At 71.9% G+C, this 15,219-nt stretch carries 11 protein-coding genes; 8 read left to right on the top strand and 3 right to left on the bottom strand.

Translation table 11 applies throughout. The annotated features are described in order from the left end of the window. Nucleotides 1-277 precede the first annotated feature (277 nt). Complete coding sequence (locus OHB56_RS17705; protein ID WP_326753132.1) at nt 278-1,066, top strand: ABC transporter ATP-binding protein; 789 nt, start codon at nt 278-280, stop codon at nt 1,064-1,066. Further along, nucleotides 1,063-3,642 carry an ABC transporter permease gene (locus OHB56_RS17700; RefSeq protein WP_406354363.1) on the top strand — a complete coding sequence of 860 codons (2,580 nt, stop codon included), beginning with the start codon at nt 1,063-1,065 and terminating at the stop codon, nt 3,640-3,642. Before OHB56_RS17705 ends, OHB56_RS17700 begins: the two co-directional genes overlap by 4 nt. A 153-nt stretch (nt 3,643-3,795) precedes the next feature. Here OHB56_RS17700 and OHB56_RS17695 read toward each other — a convergent pair whose 3' ends face one another. Beyond that, complete coding sequence (locus OHB56_RS17695; RefSeq protein WP_406354362.1) at nt 3,796-4,410, bottom strand: hypothetical protein; 615 nt, start codon at nt 4,408-4,410, stop codon at nt 3,796-3,798. A gap of 149 nt (nt 4,411-4,559) precedes the next feature. After that, nucleotides 4,560-5,351: a class I SAM-dependent methyltransferase gene (locus tag OHB56_RS17690; protein WP_157869491.1), complete on the bottom strand. Its 792-nt coding sequence runs from the start codon at nt 5,349-5,351 to the stop codon at nt 4,560-4,562. 291 nt (nt 5,352-5,642) lie between these two features. Between OHB56_RS17690 and mfd the strand changes: the two genes are divergently transcribed. Further along, the gene (gene mfd, locus OHB56_RS17685; protein WP_406354359.1) at nt 5,643-9,224 is read left to right on the top strand and encodes a transcription-repair coupling factor; all 3,582 of its coding nucleotides are present in this window, start codon (nt 5,643-5,645) and stop codon (nt 9,222-9,224) included. A 238-nt stretch (nt 9,225-9,462) separates the two neighbouring features. On the opposite strand, the gene OHB56_RS17680 is transcribed toward mfd, so the two are convergent. Then, the gene (locus OHB56_RS17680) at nt 9,463-9,666 is read right to left on the bottom strand and encodes an antitoxin (protein ID WP_326753128.1); all 204 of its coding nucleotides are present in this window, start codon (nt 9,664-9,666) and stop codon (nt 9,463-9,465) included. Nucleotides 9,667-9,932: 266 nt separating this feature from the next. On the opposite strand from OHB56_RS17680, the gene OHB56_RS17675 reads away from it, so the two are divergent. The 5 genes from OHB56_RS17675 (at nt 9,933) to OHB56_RS17655 (ending at nt 15,048) form a co-directional block, all read left to right on the top strand. Then, complete coding sequence (locus tag OHB56_RS17675; protein ID WP_406359121.1) at nt 9,933-10,691, top strand: HNH endonuclease family protein; 759 nt, start codon at nt 9,933-9,935, stop codon at nt 10,689-10,691. A gap of 261 nt (nt 10,692-10,952) precedes the next feature. Further along, nucleotides 10,953-11,597 carry a hypothetical protein gene (locus tag OHB56_RS17670; RefSeq protein WP_406354357.1) on the top strand — a complete coding sequence of 215 codons (645 nt, stop codon included), beginning with the start codon at nt 10,953-10,955 and terminating at the stop codon, nt 11,595-11,597. A gap of 38 nt (nt 11,598-11,635) precedes the next feature. After that, nucleotides 11,636-13,132: a serine/threonine-protein kinase gene (locus OHB56_RS17665; protein WP_326757029.1), complete on the top strand. Its 1,497-nt coding sequence runs from the start codon at nt 11,636-11,638 to the stop codon at nt 13,130-13,132. A 171-nt stretch (nt 13,133-13,303) separates the two neighbouring features. Then, the gene (locus OHB56_RS17660) at nt 13,304-13,954 is read left to right on the top strand and encodes a SurA N-terminal domain-containing protein (RefSeq protein WP_406354355.1); all 651 of its coding nucleotides are present in this window, start codon (nt 13,304-13,306) and stop codon (nt 13,952-13,954) included. Nucleotides 13,955-14,058: 104 nt separating this feature from the next. Further along, a complete protein-coding gene (locus tag OHB56_RS17655; protein WP_326753125.1) occupies nt 14,059-15,048 on the top strand; it encodes a nucleoside triphosphate pyrophosphohydrolase in 990 nt (329 codons plus the stop codon). Nucleotides 15,049-15,219: the final 171 nt, after the last annotated feature.

The following is a 15,219-nucleotide window of genomic DNA, read 5'->3' as shown; positions in this document are numbered from 1 at the left end:
CCTCCGTACTACGGCTCGGGGAGGGGTCGTACTGACGGAGGACGAGAGAGGGCGGGTTCAGTCCTTAACCTGGCTTTACGCCGTTGGGGGCGGCGAGGCACACCAACGGGGGTGGGGTTTTCCCCAGGAGAAGACTGCGCCGGGCACCAGGGCGCTCGGCCTTCCCCGCCGCCAGACTGAATCACGTCGAACGAACACGCACGAAGCGGCCGTCGGGCATGACGGCGGCCGCGTCGGCACCGCCTTCCCACTTGCTGACCGACATAGGAGACTTACCGTGACATCGGCTGTGACCATTCCCAAGCACGAAGGAGCTGGTGGGCGTACGGCCGTTGCCGCGCGGGCACGGCAGGTCGTGAAGGCGTACGGGTCCGGTGAGACCCGCGTGGTCGCCCTGGACCACGTCGACGTGGACATCGCCCGCGGCCGGTTCACCGCGATCATGGGCCCGTCGGGGTCCGGCAAGTCCACGCTGATGCACTGCCTGGCCGGGCTCGACACCGTCACCAGCGGGCAGATCTACCTGGACGAGACCGAGATCACCGGGCTGAAGGACAAGAAGCTCACGCGGCTGCGCCGGGACCGGATCGGGTTCATCTTCCAGGCGTTCAACCTGCTGCCGACGCTCAACGCCATCGAGAACATCACGCTTCCCATGGACATCGCCGGCCGCAAGCCGGACCAGCCGTGGCTGGACCGGGTGGTGGAGACCGTGGGGCTCGCCGAGCGGCTGAAGCACCGGCCCACCCAGCTCTCCGGCGGGCAGCAGCAGCGGGTGGCGGTGGCGCGGGCGCTGGCGGCCCGACCGGAGATCATCTTCGGTGACGAGCCGACCGGAAACCTCGACTCGCGCGCGGGCGCCGAGGTCCTCGGCTTCCTGCGCCGCTCGGTCGACGACCTGGGCCAGACCATCGTGATGGTCACCCACGACCCGGTCGCCGCCTCCTACGCGGACCGGGTGCTGTACCTCGCCGACGGCCGCATCGTCGACGAGATGCACCAGCCGACGGCCGAGCAGGTCCTGGACCGCATGAAGGACTTCGACGCGCGGGGGCGTACGTCATGACCGTCCTGAAGACCTCGATGCGCAACTTCCTCGCGCACAAGGGGCGGATGGCGCTGTCGGCGGTGGCGGTGCTGCTGTCGGTGGCGTTCGTGTCCGGGACGCTCGTGTTCACGGACACGATGTCCACGACGTTCGACAAGCTGTTCGCGGCCACGGCGTCGGACGTCACGGTCAGCGCCAAGGACGCCTCCGACGGCGGCGAGACCACCTCGGAAACCGGCAAGCCGCCGGTCGTTCCGGCCTCCGTGCTCGCCGATGTGCGGGAGGTGGACGGGGTGAAGTCGGCCGAGGGGGCGTTGCACTCCACCTCGCTGACCGTCGTCGACGGCGACAAGGAGAGCCTCTCGCCCACCAGCGGTGGCCCGACCATCGTCGGCAACTGGACCGCCAACGACGCCCGCACCATGAAGATCACCTCCGGGGCGGCGCCCGAGGGTCCCGACCAGATCCTGGTCGACGCCGACACCGCCGACAAGCACGGCCTGGAGCTCGGTGACGAGATCGGCGTGATCAGCGTGGTCGGCACGCACACCGCGAAGATCTCCGGCATCGCCGACTTCACCGTCACCAACCCCGGTGCCGCGATCTTCTTCCTGGACACGAAGACCGCCCAGCAGGCCCTGCTCGGTGAGAGCGACGTCTTCACCAACGTCAACGCCACGGCGGCCGACGGCGTGAGCGACGCGCAGCTGAAGAAGAACGTGGTGGCCGCTCTGGGCGGCGACTACAAGGTGCTGACCGCGAAGGAGAGCACGGAAGCCGGCCAGAAGGACGTCGAGGGCTTCATGGGCGTCCTGAAGTACGCGATGCTCGGCTTCGCCGGGATCGCGTTCCTCGTCGGCATCTTCCTGATCATCAACACGTTCTCCATGCTGGTCGCCCAGCGCACCCGGGAGATCGGCCTGATGCGGGCCATCGGCTCCTCCCGCAAGCAGGTCAACCGCTCGGTGCTGATCGAGGCGCTGCTCCTCGGCGTCGTCGGTTCGGTGCTCGGAGTGGGCGCGGGCGTCGGCCTCGCCGTCGGGCTGATGAAGCTCATGGGCATGGCGGGCATGGAGCTGTCCACGGACGACCTCACGGTCGCCTGGACGACCCCGGTGATCGGTCTGCTCCTCGGTGTCGTCGTCACCGTCCTGGCCGCCTACCTTCCCGCGCGGCGGGCCGGGAAGATCTCCCCGATGGCCGCGCTGCGCGACGCGGGCGCCCCCGCGGACGCCAGGGCCGGCTGGATCCGGGGTGGCATCGGCACGTTCCTGACCGCGGTCGGCGCGTTCGCGCTGTACCTCACCTCGGCGGCGGACAAGGCCGCGGAGGGCTCGATGTGGCTGGGCCTGGGCGTGGTGCTGTCGCTGGTCGGGTTCGTGCTCGTCGGTCCGCTGCTCGCCGGCGGTGTGGTCCGGGTCCTGGGCGTCGTCGTGCTGCGGGTCTTCGGTCCCGTGGGACGGATGGCCGAGCGCAACGCGCTGCGCAATCCGCGCCGCACCGGCGCCACCGGTGCCGCGCTGATGATCGGGCTCGCCCTGGTGGCGTGCCTGTCGGTGGTCGGCGCCTCCATGGTGGCCTCGGCGACCGACGAGCTGGACAAGACCGTCGGCACGGACTTCATCATTCAGAACGATGCGGGTCAGCTGATCACCCCGCAGGCCGTGACGGCCGTGAAGGACACCCCGCAGGTGGAGCGGGTCACCGAGTACAAGTGGACCGAGGCCGACTTCACCACGCCCGACGGCAAGACGCTCAAGAACACGGCGATCACGGCGGCCGACCCGACGTACGCCACCGACCTGCGGGTCGAGACGGTGCAGGGGCAGCTCGCGGACGCCTACCGGCCCGACTCGATGTCCGTCCACGAGAAGTTCGCCGAAGACCATGGCATCAGCCTCGGATCGAAGATCGACGTCGCGTTCAAGGACGGGTCGACCGCCGGCCTGACCGTCCGGGCGATCACCAGCAGCGACGCCGTGGTCGACGCGGGTGCGATGTACACGTCGATCGACACCATGGCCACGTACGTACCGGCCGACAAGATGCCGCTGGACATGCTGCTCTTCGTCTCGGCGAAGGACGGCCGGCAGGACGCCGCGTACACGGCGCTGAAGGACTCGCTGCACGACTACCCGCAGTACACCGTGCGCGACCAGACCGACTACAAGGAAGCGCTCAAGGACCAGATCGGCCAGCTGCTGAACATGATCTACGGTCTGCTGGCCCTGGCGATCGTCGTCGCGATCCTGGGTGTGGTGAACACCCTGGCCCTGTCGGTGGTCGAGCGGACTAGGGAGATCGGCCTGATGCGGGCCATCGGCCTCTCGCGCCGCCAGCTGCGCCGCATGATCCGCCTGGAGTCGGTCGTCATCGCCCTCTTCGGTGCCCTGCTGGGCCTGGGGCTCGGCATGGGCTGGGGCGCCGCCGCCCAGCAGCTCCTCGCGCTGGAGGGCCTGAAGGTCCTCGAGATCCCGTGGCCGACGATCATCGGCGTGTTCATCAGCTCGGCTTTCGTGGGGCTGTTCGCGGCGCTGGTCCCGGCGTTCCGGGCGGGCCGGATGAACGTCCTGAACGCGATCGCCACGGAATGACCGCGGCTTCGGGTGGCCGGCGGCGACTTCGCGCGGCCACCCGGCGAAGCGGCCGCGCGCGGCCACCGCACACGGGGGTTGCGGGGGAACGCCCGGCGTCGGGAAGCCCGGAAGGGCCACCGGCGCCGGGCGGCTTCGTGCGTGCGGGTGCCTTCAGGGCGCCGGCCGGGTCGGACCGTGCGCCGGGCACGCCTCATGCGCGGGGGCCGTCCCGTCCGTGCCGGCGGGAAAGTAGGCGGGGTTGAACATCTCCCGCACGAAGACCAGCGGCCCGCCCGCGTGGCACATCAGGTACGTCTTGGACGCGCAGGTCCGGTCCGGGGCCTCGGGCCAGGCGACGCGGCCGACATGGAGCAGGCGCCGCTCCAGTCGGCGGCCCCGGCCGGCCAGCGCGTACCCCAGGGGCTGCGGGGCCGGCATCACCGCGTCCACGTCGGCGTCGCGGTCGGCCGCGGCGACCACGACGTTGGCGGAGACGGGCACCCCGGCGGGGGTGACCAGCCGGGTCCGGCGCAGCAGGCACGGCTGGCCCGCCTCGAGACCCAGCGCGGTCCGGGGACCGGGGTCGTCGAGGGCGTGCGCGGACAGCCGGGCGGTGTGGGTGATCCGGACGTGCAGGGGAGCCCTCGCCGCCGCTTCGAGGAGGACGGTCGTCAGGCCGTCGCCCGCCAGGAGCATGCGCGTGCGGGAAGAGGTGAACTCGGCGATGCGCCGGTCGAGTCCGGGCAGGGGGCCGGGGGGTGGAGCGCAAGGAGGGACTGTGGTCATCTGATCCGGGGCTTGCTTTCACTGAATGCGGGAGGACTCGGCACGGAGCACGGGAGCGGAGCACGGGAGCGCGGCGCAGGGCGCGGCGCAGAGATGCGGTACAGAGCAGAGATGCGGTACAGAGGTGCGGCGCAGGGGGCGGGGCGGGCCTACCGGTCGACTCCGTGCGGTTTGTGTCCCCACGCCGTCAGCATCGCGATGAACATCTCCCGGGTCTCGGGCCGGCGCACGTGGGCGACGGCCTCGTCCAGCGTGGCCTGGGCGATCCCGTCGGCCAGCAGGTGGCTCTCGGACTGTTCGAGCGTGTGCGCGACGAAGGTGGCGAACCCCGGGTTCATCCCGATGATCGGATGGTGCGCGAGCAGACCGACCTTGGCCAGTCCCAGGTCCGTGAGGATCTGCGGATACCGGGAGGCGAAGTGGAGGTCGCTGCCGATCACGTTCGCCATCATGCGGAAGTGCCCCGTCATCACCTCGCGGTAGGCGGGATGGTGGTACTGCCGGGGGTGCAGTGAGACACCGTCGGTGAGCACCAGCAGCCCTCCCGGCCGCACCCAGGACAGCATGCGGGGCAGCAGTTCCTCCCGCTGCCGCAGGTGCATCATCAACAGCCTGGCGTGGACGAGGTCGAACTCGCCCGGGAGGAAGTCGGTGTGGTTGATGTCCGCGTGGACGACATCGAGGTGGGACCGCTTCCGGGCCAGGAACGTGATGTCGCGGTCGACCGCGGTGACCGGCCCGTGGACGGTCCGGCTCAGCCAGGAGCTGACGGTACCGGTCCCCGCTCCGACGTCGAGGCAGCGCCAGCCGGGTCCGACACCGAGGTCGTGCAGGGTTTGGAAGGAGACCGGGTCCAGGGCCCGGGTGAGCCCGTCCAGACGTGTCTGTTCGTTGTCGCGTGCCGATGAGAACAGCACGTCGCCGTAACTTTCCGTAGCCACGGTGGTATCAACGATTCACCGGGTGTGGCGACACGGGCGGTTCGGGGAGGGTTGTCCGTCACTGTCCGTCGTCCGAGGCCGTGCTCCGGACACCGCCCGAGTCGTGCTCCGTCCGTCGTCCGAGGCCGTGCTCCGGACACCGCCACCCCGTGCCCGGCCCGCCACCCCGTGCCCGGTCCGCCGCCCGACGGGGCGCGGTGTCCGGGGACGGGCGTCGTACGCTGGAGACCCCCGGCCCGCGACGCGTGTCGGGCCCGTCGTGTTGCACACCTCCGGATGGAAGCGCCCCGAATGAGCCTGCACGGTCTGTTGGACGCCGTCGTCAAGGACACCGCCCTCGCGGAAGCGATCTCGGCGGCCGCCGACGGCAACCGCATGCACGTCGATCTGGTCGGTCCCTCCGCCGCCCGCCCGTTCGCGGTCGCCGCCCTCGCCCGGGAGACCGGCCGTACGGTGCTGGCGGTGACGGCGACCGGCCGGGAGGCGGAGGACCTGGCGGCGGCCCTGCGCTCCATGCTCCCGCCGGAGGAGGTCGTGGAGTACCCGTCCTGGGAGACGCTGCCGCACGAGCGGCTCAGCCCTCGCAGCGACACCGTGGGACGCCGCCTGGCCGTGTTGCGCCGGCTGGCGCACCCCCGCGCGGACGACCCGGAGACGGGCCCGGTGTCGGTCGTCGTCGCGCCCGTGCGTTCCGTGCTCCAGCCGCAGGTCAAGGGCCTGGGCGAGCTGGAGCCGGTCGCGCTGCGGACCGGGTGGAGCGCCGACCTGAACGAGACCGTCGAGGCGCTTGCCGCCGCCGCGTACACGCGCGTGGAGCTGGTCGAGAAGCGCGGCGAGTTCGCCGTGCGCGGCGGCATCCTCGACGTGTTCCCGCCCACCGAGGAACACCCCCTTCGGGTGGAGTTCTGGGGCGACGACGTCGAGGAGATCCGCTACTTCAAGGTCGCCGACCAGCGGTCCCTGGAGGTCGCCGAGCACGGACTGTGGGCCCCGCCCTGCCGGGAGCTGCTGCTCACCGAGGACGTACGGGAGCGCGCGCGGGTGCTGGCCGAGCAGCACCCGGAGCTGGGTGATCTGCTCGGCAGGATCGCCGAGGGGATCGCGGTCGAGGGCATGGAGTCCCTCGCGCCGGTCCTGGTCGACGACATGGAGCTGCTGCTCGACGTCCTGCCCGAGGGCAGCATGGGCGTGGTGTGCGACCCGGAGCGGGTGCGGACCCGCGCGGCGGACCTGGTCGCGACCTCGCAGGAGTTCCTGCAGGCGTCCTGGGCGGCCACCGCCCAGGGAGGCGAGGCGCCCATCGACGTCGGCGCGGCCTCCCTGCGGTCCCTCGCGGACGTCCGTGAGCGGGCCCGCGAGCTGGGGATGATGTGGTGGTCGGTGTCGCCGTTCGCCGCCGACGAGGCGTTCGCGTCCGGCGGCGACGGGGCGGGGGACTCGGACACCCTCAAGCTCGGCATGCACGCCCCGGAGAGCTACCGGGGCGACACCGCGCGGGCGCTCGCCGACACCAAGGGCTGGCTCGCCGACGGCTGGCGCACGGTGTTCGTCACCGAGGGCCACGGTCCGGCCGCCCGCACCGTGGAGGTGCTCGGCGGCGAGGGCATCCCGGCCCGCCTGGCCGGGGCCGAGGGGAAGCCGGGGACGGGCGACCTCGGCGAGATCGTCCCGTCTCTCGTGCACGTCGCCTGCGGCTGCATCGACCACGGTTTCGTCGACCCCGTGCTCCGGCTCGCGGTGCTCACCGAGACCGACCTGTCCGGCCAGAAGGCGTCCGGCCGCGAGGGCGCCCGGATGCCGGCCCGGCGCCGCAAGACCATCGACCCGCTCACCCTGGAGGCGGACGACTACATCGTCCACGAGCAGCACGGCGTCGGCCGCTACATCGAGATGGTGCAGCGCACCGTGCAGGGCGCGACCCGCGAGTACCTGGTGGTGGAGTACGCCCCCGCCAAGCGCGGCCAGCCCGGCGACCGCCTCTACATCCCCACCGACCAGCTGGAGCAGATCACCAAGTACGTCGGCGGCGAGGCGCCCACCCTGCACCGGCTCGGCGGCGCCGACTGGACCAAGACGAAGGCCCGCGCCAAGAAGGCCGTCAAGGAGATCGCCGCCGATCTGATCAAGCTGTACAGCGCGCGCATGGCGGCCCCCGGGCACGCCTTCGGCGGCGACACGCCCTGGCAGCGCGAGCTGGAGGACGCCTTCCCGTACGCGGAGACGCCCGACCAGCTCACCACCATCGCCGAGGTCAAGGAGGACATGGAGAAGACGGTTCCCATGGACCGGCTGATCTGCGGCGACGTCGGCTACGGCAAGACGGAGATCGCGGTGCGGGCCGCGTTCAAGGCCGTCCAGGACGGCAAGCAGGTCGCCGTCCTCGTCCCCACGACGCTGCTGGTGCAGCAGCACTTCGGCACGTTCGGCGACCGGTACGCGCAGTTCCCGGTGAACGTGCGGGCGCTGTCCCGTTTCCAGACCGACACGGAGGCCAAGGCGGTCCTGGAGGGCCTGCGGGAGGGCTCGGTCGACGTCGTCATCGGCACCCACCGCCTGTTCTCCTCCGAGACGAAGTTCAAGGACCTGGGCCTGGTCATCGTCGACGAGGAGCAGCGGTTCGGCGTCGAGCACAAGGAGCAGCTGAAGAAGCTGCGCGCCAACGTCGACGTGCTGACCATGTCGGCCACCCCGATCCCGCGCACCCTGGAGATGGCGGTCACCGGCATCCGCGAGATGTCGACGATCACCACGCCGCCGGAGGAGCGCCACCCGGTGCTCACCTTCGTCGGCCCCTACGAGGAGAAGCAGATCGGCGCGGCCGTCCGCCGTGAACTGCTGCGCGAGGGGCAGGTCTTCTACATCCACAACCGGGTCGAGTCGATCGACCGCGCGGCGGCCCGGCTGCGCGAGATCGTGCCCGAGGCGCGCATCGCGACCGCCCACGGGCAGATGTCGGAGTCGGCGCTGGAGCAGGTCGTCGTCGACTTCTGGGAGAAGAAGTTCGATGTGCTGGTGTCGACGACGATCGTCGAGTCCGGCATCGACATCTCCAACGCCAACACCCTGATCGTGGAGCGCGGCGACAACTTCGGCCTGAGCCAGCTGCACCAGCTGCGCGGCCGGGTCGGCCGCGGCCGGGAGCGCGGTTACGCGTACTTCCTGTACCCGCCGGAGAAGCCGCTGACGGAGACCGCGCACGAGCGGCTCGCGACGATCGCCCAGCACACCGAGATGGGCGCGGGCATGTACGTGGCGATGAAGGACCTGGAGATCCGCGGCGCCGGAAACCTGCTCGGCGGCGAGCAGTCGGGCCACATCGCGGGCGTCGGCTTCGACCTGTACATCCGGATGGTCGGCGAGGCCGTCGCGGACTACCGGCGCCAGCTGGAGACCGGCGAGCTCCAGGAGGAGCCGCCGCTCGAGGTCAGGATCGAGCTGCCCGTCGACGCGCACGTCCCGCACGCGTACGCGCCCGGCGAGCGGCTGCGACTCCAGGCGTACCGGTCCATCGCCTCCGCCGACAGCGAGGAGGACGTCAAGGCGGTGCGCGAGGAACTCGTCGACCGCTACGGCAAGTTGCCCGAACCGGTGGAGAACCTGCTGCTGGTGGCGGGGCTGCGGATGCTCGCCCGCGTGTGCGGCGTCGGCGAGATCGTCCTGCAGGGCAGCAACATCCGGTTCGCGCCGGTGGAGTTGCGCGAGTCCCAGGAGCTGCGCCTCAAGCGGCTCTACCCCGGCACGGTCATCAAGCCGACCGCGCACCAGGTGCTGGTGCCCCGCCCGAAGACCGCGAAGGTGGGCGGGAAGCCGTTGGTCGGCCGGGAGCTGCTGGCGTGGGTCGGGGAGTTCCTGACGTCGATCCTGGGGTCGTGACCCGGCGGGTTCCGCCGTGCCCGGGCCGCCCGGACGCGCGGAACCGCCCACGGGGAGGGGAGTCCGTGGGCGGTTCCCGGATCGGAGTCGCGTCGGGTCGTGGTGACGTACGTTCCGGGGGTCCCGTCGTGCGGGCTCCCCGGCCCCTTGCGGGGCCGGGCCGCGCACGACGGATCGTCCGGATTTCCCGGTGTGTTCCGGCGTGTTCCGGTCCGGCGGCCGGGCGGGGTCCCGGAGGCTACGTCTGACCGGGGCGGTCCTGGTCCCGGCCCTGGTCCCGGCTCATGCCGAGCCGTTCCTCGGCCTGCCGCTGCCCGGCGTCGATCTGGTCCTCGTACTTGCCGCCGGTCCTCTCGTTGATCTTCTTCTCCGCGGCGTCGGAGGCCTTCTTCGCCTTGTCCTGTGCCGCGCGGCTGCTCTTGAACTTGTCGAAGATGCCCATCCGGAGCTCCTTCCCGGGTGACTCAGCACCGACCCTACGCGGAACGTGCGTCGAATGCCCCTTTTGCGGTGATGTGGTCTGGACCTCTCGCTGGCTACCGTGGAGACAGCGAGATCCCGGCCGTTCGGGGGCGGGCGCAAGGTGCAGGAAAAGGGGGTGCCGTGAGGCGGTACTCGACAACGTTCCCGGCGGGCGTGCGGCGGGGCGGAGCGGGACGTGCGGGGGCGGCCGGCGGGCGGGTGCGCCGCGAGGGCGCGCCCGGGGTCCTGCGCCGTACCGGCCTCGCGGCCCCGGCGCTGGCCGCCGCCGTGCTGCTCCTCGCCGGCTGCGAGGCCCTCGAGGAGGGTGGTTCTCCCGCCGCGGGCGACGGCACGGCACAGGTCCCGGACGGACGGGTCGCCAGCCCCCTGGAGAACCCGAAGGGCGTCGAGCCGGGCCTCGCCCCGCTGACCGGGGAGGCGGATCGGACCACCGGACGCGAACTCATCGAGACGGTGAGGACCAAGGGGCGCGGACCGGGGACCGGATACGACCGCGACGAGTTCGGCTATGCCTGGAAGGACACGGCCGACGGCGTCCCCTTCGCGAGGAACGGGTGCGACACGCGGAACGACCTCCTCCAGCGCGACGGGCAGGAACTGCGGTTCAAATCCGGCTCCAACTGCGTGGTCGTGGCCATGACGTTGGCCGACCCGTACACCGGCAAGACCATCGACTGGCGCAAGGAGAAGGCGGCCGAGGTCCAGATAGACCACGTGGTGCCGCTCTCGTACAGCTGGCAGATGGGTTCCTCCCGCTGGTCCGTCGCCAAGCGGGAGCAGTTGGCGAACGACCCCCTCAACCTCATCCCGGTCGACGGCGGCGCCAACTCCTCCAAGAGCGACTCCGGGCCCGCGGCCTGGCTGCCGCCCAGCAAACAGGTCCGGTGCGCGTACGCGGTCCGCTTCGCCCAGGTCGCCGTCAAGTACGAGATGCCGGTGACCACCGCCGACAAGGAGATGATGCTGCGCCAGTGCGGCGGCTGACCGTCGCCTCGTGCGGCCGCGGGGCGACCTGTCCCGCTCCGTCCGTTTCGTGAACCCCCCTGCGCCCGCCGTCCGTTCTCCGGGCGGACGGGGCGCGGGGGAGGACGAGACGGTCAGGACGGCAACGGTTCGGTACACACCGGGACCGGTTGTCCCTGTCGGCCTATACGCTCGGACTCCCCACCGCGTTCTGCTCCGCGCAGACTCGCGGACCCGCACCACTTCACTTGTCCCATCGGCTACACCGGTCCAGGAGCAGTCATGTACGGCCACGGCGCGGCGCCGCCCCACCGCAGCACGGCGACGGTCATCACCCTGCGCGTGCTGATCGCCGCCGCCGGCTTCCTGTCGTGCGGACTGCTGGCCTGCGTGCCGCTGTTCCGGGTCGCGGTGCTGCGCGGGCGCTTCCTCGACTGGCTGATGGCCTGGGTGAGCCTGCCGCTGTCCCTCGCCCTCCTGATGGTGATCGGTTCGCTGCCGGAGACGGACCCCCGGACCGATGTCGCCCTCTACTTTCTCCTGTCCCTGGGCGCCGGCGCCGCCGCGTACTACCTGACCATGGACATCCGCCACTACCGCCTGCTGCACCGGCACGGGATGCACGGCCCGCAGTCGCCCTACGCCGCGACGATGCACGCGCCGGGCGGCGCCCCCCTCCCGTACGGCTACCCGCAGCCCGCGTCGCCGTACGTGCAGACGGTTGTCCCGCAGCCCGGGGGGCAGCTGCCTCCGACGCCCGTGTCGCACCACGACACGCCGCCCTCCTCCGTCCCCCCGGCGCAGCCGCCGCAGCGCCCCGGGCCGGCCCGTATCGACCAGGTGCGCGCCGAACTCGACGAGCTCAGCGACTACCTGCGCAGAAGTGACGGCGGCCAGGGCCACGGCAACGACCGGGGTGACAGGTGAGCGTGACGGCGAAACGGGTCGTCGCCGGCCGCTACGAACTGTCCACGCTCATCGGGCAGGGCGGCATGGGGCAGGTCTGGACGGCCTACGACAAGCGGCTGGACCGGCGGGTCGCGGTGAAAATCCTGCGCCCGGACAAGGTGGCCGGCCCGGAGGCCGACGAACTGCGCCGCCGCTTCGTGCGCGAGTGCCGGGTGACGGCCCAGGTCGACCATCCGGGCCTGGTCACCGTGCACGACGCGGGCAGCGAGGACGGCGACCTGTTCCTCGTCATGCAGTACGTCGACGGCGCCGACCTCGGCGACCACCTCGCCGAACACTCCCCGTACCCGTGGCAGTGGGCGGTGTCGGTGGCCGCGCAGCTGTGTGCCGCGCTGAGCGCGGTGCACGCCGTGCCGATCGTCCACCGCGACCTCAAGCCGCGCAATGTGATGGTGAAGCAGGACGGCACGGTCACCGTGCTCGACCTGGGCGTCGCCTCCGTGATGGACAGCGACACCACGCGCCTGACGCACACCGGTTCCCCCATCGGCTCGCCCGCCTACATGGCCCCCGAGCAGGCGATGGGCGGCGCGGTCGGCCCGTACACGGACCTGTACGCGCTCGGTGTGCTGCTGCACGAACTGCTCAGCGGCGACGTGCCCTTCGCGGGCTCGACGGCGCTCGGCGTGCTGCACCGGCACCTCTACGAGGCGCCGGTGCCGGTGCGCCAGGTCCGCCAGGAGGTCCCCGAGGCGCTGGAGGCGCTGGTGCTGCGCCTGCTCGCCAAGGACCCGCAGCACCGCCCCGCCTCCGCCCAGGAGGTCTACGAACACCTGACGCTGCTGCTGCCGTCGAGGGGCACGCCCACCGGGGCGCCTCTCGACCCCACGCGCCCCTTCCTGCGCCCGCACGCCCCCTGGCCGGACCGCGCGCGCACTCCCGCGCCCCAGCCCGCCCCCGCCACACCGCCCGCGCCCGCCGCGGAGAAGGCCGACGTCGCCGCCGCCGTGGACGAGGTCAAGCGGCTGCTCGGGGAGGGCCGCATCACCCAGGCCGTGGACATCCTCGGCGGCATCCTGCCCGCCGCCGCCGAACAGCACGGCGAACACTCCCCGGTCGTCCGCACCCTGCGCAAGCAGTACGCGGCCACCCTCCTGGACGACGGCCAGTACCGGCGCGCACTGCCCGAACTGCGGCGCCTCGCCGACGAACGCGCCACCGAGGCGGGCCAGGCCGACCCGCAGTCCCTGCGCCACCGTTACGAGGCCGCCCAGTGCCTGGAGCAGCTCGGCCAGCCGACGGCGGCACTCTCCGAGTACCGGGCGCTGCTGCCGTACTACGAGAACCAGTACGTGGCCGCGGGCGACCCGCAGCTCGCCCATGACGTCCGCCGCCGCATCGGCCACCTCCTGCTCGCCCTCGGCGACCGTCCCGCGGCCCACGAGACCCTGGCCCGGCTGCTGCACGACGTGGAGCGCTCCCAGGGTCCCGGCCACCCGCTCGCCGGCGAGATCCGCCGGACCCTGCAGTGGCTGGGGCAGGTGCGCGGATAGCGGGGCAGGACGTCCCCTTTCGGAACCCGGCCGGGCCGGTGGCTGCGCGGCGGTGCCGGAAGTCCCGGTGAATCGTTGGTCGAATGGGTTGGCCAGAGCTCGGCCGCTGCCTACCATCGATCACCGCAGGACTTTGTGCACCGCCGCACAAGCTCTCCCCAGGAGGTCTCCTTGCACCGCCGTCGCCGCACCGCGCTCCTCCTCACCGCCGCCCTCACCGCGGCGGCCCCTTTGCTCACCGCCTGCGGAAACGACGCCCGTCCCGGGGCGGCGGCCGTCGTGGGCGGCCAGCGGATCACGGTGTCGCAGCTGGAGAACCGGGTCAACGAGATCCGCGCGGCCCAGCAGGCCGCGGTGCCGGACGAGGCCCAGTACGAGCAGGCCATCGCCCGCACCGGCAGCCTCACCCGCGACACCCTGCACAGCATGGTCCTGGACCGGGTGCTGGAGCGTGCCGCGAGCGACGCCGGTGTGACGGTCACCCCCAAGGAGATCCAGGGCATGCGGTCCGGTCTGGAGGAGCAGGCCGGCGGGGCCGAGGCGCTGGAGTCGGCCTGGCTGCAGCAGTACGGCATCCCGCCGGAGCGGCTCGACGGCAACCTCCGCCTCCAGCTCCAGGCCCAGAAGCTCGCCCAGCGGCTCGGCACCGACACCAGCAGGCCCGAGTTCTGGCAGGCGCTGTCCGAGGCGAGCAAGAAGCTCGACGTCGACCTCAACCCGCGCTACGGCACCTGGGACGACGAGAAGAGCAGCCGCGTCGACGCCGTGACCCCGTGGGTGCGCGAGGTCACGGGGGCAGCCGGAGCCCAGCCGGTCGCCTGACGGGCCGGCCGACCGCCCGACGCGTCAGGCGTACTTTCACACCGGGCCGGTCCTCCTGTGGACAACTTTCGGGGGCCGGCGGCGCCGTGGGTTAGTTTCGGATCGTGAACGCAACCAGCCCCGCGGCACCCTCCGCGGTCCCGACCGGCCGCATCGTCCTGCTCACCACCAGCCACCGCGTCGCGCCCGGCCTGCTGTCCTGGTCCGCCTGGCAGATCCTGCACGCGGCCGACAAGGTGCTGTGCGCGGACGGCGCCCACCCGCAGCTGCCGTATCTGCGCGAGGCGGGCATACCGGTCGAGGAGGCGTCCCCGACCGCCGAGGACCTGGTGGGCGCCTGCGCCGGCGGGCGGACGGTGGTGGTCGTGGCGACCGGCGAGGGCGAGCCCGCCCTGACCGACGGCCTGGCCCGCCTCGCCGGCACCGGCCGCGTCCCGATGCCGGAGCTGGAACTGCTCCCCGCCTCCTACGACCTGCCGGGCGCCCGTCTGCTCGACCTCGTCCAGGTCATGGACCGCATCCGCGCCGAGTGCCCCTGGTCCTCCCGGCAGACCCACAAGGGCCTGGCGAAGTACGGCATCGAGGAGGCGTACGAACTCGTCGAGGCGATCGAGGAGGGCGACCGGGACGAACTGCGCGAGGAACTGGGCGACGTCCTCCTCCAGGTCGTCTTCCACGCCCGGATAGCCGAGGAGCACCCCGAGGAGCCCTTCTCCGTCGACGATGTGGCCGGCGGGATCGTCGCCAAGCTCGTCCACCGTCACCCCCACGTTTTCGGCGACGAGACGGCGACCACCCCCGAGGAGGTCAAGGAGCACTGGCTGCGCACCAAGGCGGTCGAGAAGCGGCGCGCCTCGGTCACCGAAGGCATCCCGCTGGGCCAGCCGGGACTGGCCCTCGCCGCCAAACTCGCCTCCCGCGTCCGTACGGCCGGGCTGGACGTTCCCCTGCCCCGGGCGGAGGGCATCGGCTACGAACTGCTCGGCCTCGCGGTGCGGGCCGAGGCGGAGGGCGCCGACCCGGAGGCGGCGCTGCGCGCGGCCGCCCGGGCCTACCGGGACGCGATACGGGCCGCGGAGGGTGTGGGGGAATAGACGCCTCTGCTCTCGTGTCGTCGGGTACCTGTCGTGGAGGGCGGGGCGAACTTGCCCTCGTGTCGTCGGGTACCTGTCGTGGAGGGCGGGGCGAACTTGCCCTCGTGTCGTCGGGTACCTGTCGTGGAGGGCGGGGCGAACTTGCCCTCGTGTCGTCGGGTACCTGTCGTG

Origin of the sequence: Streptomyces sp. NBC_01635 (assembly GCF_045209715.1) — a bacterium.
GTDB classification, from domain to species: domain Bacteria; phylum Actinomycetota; class Actinomycetes; order Streptomycetales; family Streptomycetaceae; genus Streptomyces; species Streptomyces hirsutus.
This window is presented reverse-complemented; position numbering and strand designations above follow the sequence as displayed.